The 3594-nt window shown below is 62.1% G+C and carries 4 protein-coding genes; 2 read left to right on the forward strand and 2 right to left on the reverse strand.

Annotated features, from left to right (window positions below):
- Nucleotides 1–529 (reverse strand): DUF763 domain-containing protein (locus tag AC1D1Z_RS35190; protein WP_477853402.1); only part of this gene is annotated, 529 nt, incomplete at its 3' end.
- Between the two features lie 104 nt (nt 530–633).
- On the opposite strand from AC1D1Z_RS35190, the gene AC1D1Z_RS35195 reads away from it, so the two are divergent.
- On the forward strand, nt 634–2160 hold the full coding sequence (locus AC1D1Z_RS35195; protein ID WP_018245866.1) for a phospholipase D-like domain-containing protein: 1527 nt from the start codon (nt 634–636) through the stop codon (nt 2158–2160).
- On the opposite strand, the gene AC1D1Z_RS35200 is transcribed toward AC1D1Z_RS35195, so the two are convergent.
- A complete protein-coding gene (locus AC1D1Z_RS35200; protein ID WP_477853404.1) occupies nt 2107–3069 on the reverse strand; it encodes a lysylphosphatidylglycerol synthase domain-containing protein in 963 nt (320 codons plus the stop codon). The genes AC1D1Z_RS35195 and AC1D1Z_RS35200 overlap by 54 nt on opposite strands.
- Nucleotides 3070–3191: 122 nt before the next feature.
- Between AC1D1Z_RS35200 and AC1D1Z_RS35205 the strand changes: the two genes are divergently transcribed.
- Nucleotides 3192–3594: endonuclease/exonuclease/phosphatase family protein (locus AC1D1Z_RS35205; protein ID WP_477853406.1), on the forward strand; the 403-nt coding region annotated here is incomplete at its 3' end.

The raw sequence follows: 3594 nt of genomic DNA on the forward strand, positions 1-3594 counted from the left end.
GCCAGTGATACCGCCGGGCCTGACGCTTGTCGCCGTTCATGCCTTGCTGAACAACCACCCAATGGCCGTCATCGGCGACGATGAACCCGTGCAGATAGAGGTCGAACCCGTCCTGAAGGGCGGCGCTGTCGACCTTGGCGATGAGACGGCTCGTGGTCGCGAGCCCCTCCCCGTCAAGGCCGACACGCTCGCCGATCGAGACGAGCTCCTGCGGCGTCTTGCGAGAATGCGCGCCACGACCACCGCAGACATGCAGGCCGAGCTCGCCGGCGCGGGGCTTCAGCCCGCGCTTCAGCGCGCCGAGAACGCTGGTCGTGATACCGGAAGAATGCCAGTCCATGCCCATGACCGCGCCGAAGGACTGGAACCAGAAGGGATGCGCGAGCCTGCGCAGGAATTCGTCGCGGCCGTAGTGATGGACGATCGCCTCGGTGATCAGTGTTCCCAACCGCGTCATCCGGTCGCCCAGCCAATGCGGCACGCGTCCCCCGTGAAGGGGAAGATCGGCGCTGCCTGCTCGTTGTGACATCTCGTTTCCTTGCATTCTGCATCGCAGGCGGCCGTCGTCCGACGCCATCGGGGAACCCAGGCAAATTCCGGGCGTTTGTGCTCCAGTTAGAGGCCGAGGCAATCATGACGACATTCGAAACCATCTTCAATAACCCGAGCTTACCCCAGACAAAATCACAACGGCCGGGCGACCGCCAAGAACAGGAGGGCAGCGCCTTGCGCCTGAAAGGGAGTGCTGCCAAGGCGGCCTTCCTGATCAACGGCAACAGCTATTTCGCCGAGCTGGCGCGCACGTTGCGGCAGGCGCGGCGCACCATCTGGATCGTCGGGTGGGATTTCAATCCGAACATCCGGTTGGAACCCGAGAAGTCCGACGAAACGCTGGCCGACCTGTTGCATGCCCTGGCAGCGGTAAATCCGGAGCTCGAAATACGCATCCTCATCTGGGCGCTCGGCCCCGTCTATTCTGACAAGTCCCTGCGGGTGCTGCGGAAGAAAAACTTTCCCAGAAATGGGCGGATCGATTTACGCTTCGAGCCTCAGCCAACATTGCGCGGTTGTCACCATCAGAAACTCGTCTGTATCGACGATGCCGTCGCCTTCATCGGCGGCATAGACCTGACGTCGCGCCGGTGGGACACCTGGCTCCACCGCGCCAAGGATAAATTGCGACGTGACCCCAAGGGCGTTTCCTACGATCCGCTGCATGACGTTCAGGCAATGGTCACCGGCGACGCCGCAAGGCTGATCGGCGATATCGTCAGGCAGCGCTGGGAAAACGCTACCGGCGAAAACCACCTGTCGTTGGCCGAAGACGTCCCTTTCGCCTGGCCGGAGGATCTCGCCGTTTCGATGAGGGAGATCGCGGTCAGCTTCGCGCTGACGGAGCCGTCGACCGCACTTCGCCCCGGCATCAGCGACGGCATCGCCATGACATTGGACGTCATCGCCCGGGTTCGGCGGCAGCTTTACATCGAGGCGCAATATCTCGCCTCCTTCCGCGTCGCCGACGCCATTGCCGCGCGACTGCAGGAGGAAGACGGGCCTGAAGTCGTCATCATCTGCACGCGCAGCTCTCACGGGCTGATCGAAAAGCTTGTCATGGGCGGCAATCGCGACCGGGTCATCCGCCGCCTGAAACGCGCCGATCGTGCGGACCGCCTGCGCGTCTATTATGCCGTCGTGCCCGGGCCAATCGTACCCGAGCCAGTCCCGCCTGGAGAGAATGGCGAGGTCGAGGTGCTCGTCCATTCCAAACTGATGATCGCCGATGACGAGCTGGTCCGCATCGGCTCCTCCAACCTCAACAATCGCTCGGAAGGACTGGATTGCGAATGCGACATGCTGTTCGAGGCCGGCAACAACGAGCATCGCCGCGCGATCGCGGATCTGCGCAATCGCCTGCTTTCGGAATATCTCGGAACCACCCCGGAAAGCTTTGCCGCAGCCTTTATGCAAAGCGGCTCGTTGATCGAGGCGGTCGACGCGCTCAATGATGGCCCTCGGGGCTTGCGGGAATTCACCGTCGAGCTGCCGGGCAGCATTTCGCCGATTTCAGGCACCGCGCTCTTCGACCCGGTTCGACCCTTCGCCCCTCTAGACCGACTGGGCCTCGGCGCGCTCGTCCGCCTCCTCATCCGCCCCGCGTGATCTCCAGCGGAAGATCACCTMGCTGATGACGAGAAGCGTTGTGCCGAACACCAGCGGAATGAAGAAATAGGCACAGCGAAACGCAATCAGCGCGCCGATCGAGGCCTCCTTCGGCACGGCATAGGAGACGGTTGCCTCGAGGACGCCCAGACCGCCTGGAACATGCGTTGCGAGAATAGCCGAATTGGCGAGGACGTAAGCCGTCACCGACCTGAAGAAGGCGACGTCGCCGAAGGCAGAGAGCATCTGGTGCAGACAGGCGGACACGAGCATGAAGTTGACCGTCCCGACCCCGACCTGCGCGACCGCGATCGAAAATCGCGGCAGCTGAAATGACCAGCGCCACAGCCGCAACGTGCCGCGGATGAAGAACGCCAGGCCCGAATAGACGACCGGCACGACCAGCGCCAGCGCACCGAAGATGCGGACGCTTGCAGGATCGATGCGCAGCAGGCGTCCGGCATCGCCGGGATTGACGATCATCGCAAGACCACCCAGCGTGATCAGCCCGAGCCCCACGGTGACACCGCAAAACAGGATGATCTTCGCCACGTCCTCCGCTGTCAGTCCCCAGCGCGAATAGAAACGATAACGGAAGGCGCCGCTGCTCAGCCCGGCAAAGCCGATATTGTGGCCGAGCGAGAGGCTGATGAAGGACGCCAGCGCAATCCTGGAATAGGGCAAGGATTTGCCGAGCGAACGGATCGCCAGGAGATCGAAACAGCCGAGGCACAGATAGGATGCCGCCGCGAAGAGCAGTGCTGTGCAAAAGGTCGAAAGAGGTATGCTGCGGACCGATTGGACGATCTCTCCCAGACTATACTGCTCGAAGATCCGACAGAGGAGATAGACCGCGAGACAAAGGGCGGCAACGAGCAGTCCATTCCAGATTATGCTTTTCAAGCTCATCGATTGTCCATTTCCGAGATGCGAGCGCCACGGCTCGATCATCTGGAACGATCAAACGAGTTCCGTGTTCCCCCGGGGAACAAGTTCTATGTTCCCCGGGGGAACGAGCTTTCAGCGGGCCTATGCCGGATAAATCAATCAGACTCCTGACCTATAACGTCCACAGTTGCATCGGCAGTGACCGGAAGCTCGATCCCGGCCGCATCGCTTCCGTCATCGCTGAAGCTGAGGCCGATATCGTCGCGCTTCAGGAGGTCGATGTCCTCAGGCGCAGGACCGGCGGCGTCGACCAGGCCCACGCGATCGCCTCGCTTCTGAAGATGCAGGCGCATTTCCATCCGGCCCTGTCGATTGCCGAGGAGCAGTATGGCGATGCGATCATCACCTCGCTGCCGACAGGCGCGGTCAAGGCCGGCCCGCTGCCGTCCATCGGCGAACAGCGGGGCGCCTTATCCGTCGAAATACTGGTCGGCGACAGAAAACTGCTGGTCATCAACACCCATCTCGGCCTTCGCGGCCGCGAGC

It is taken from the genome of Rhizobium sp. P1_E1, assembly GCF_056406015.1.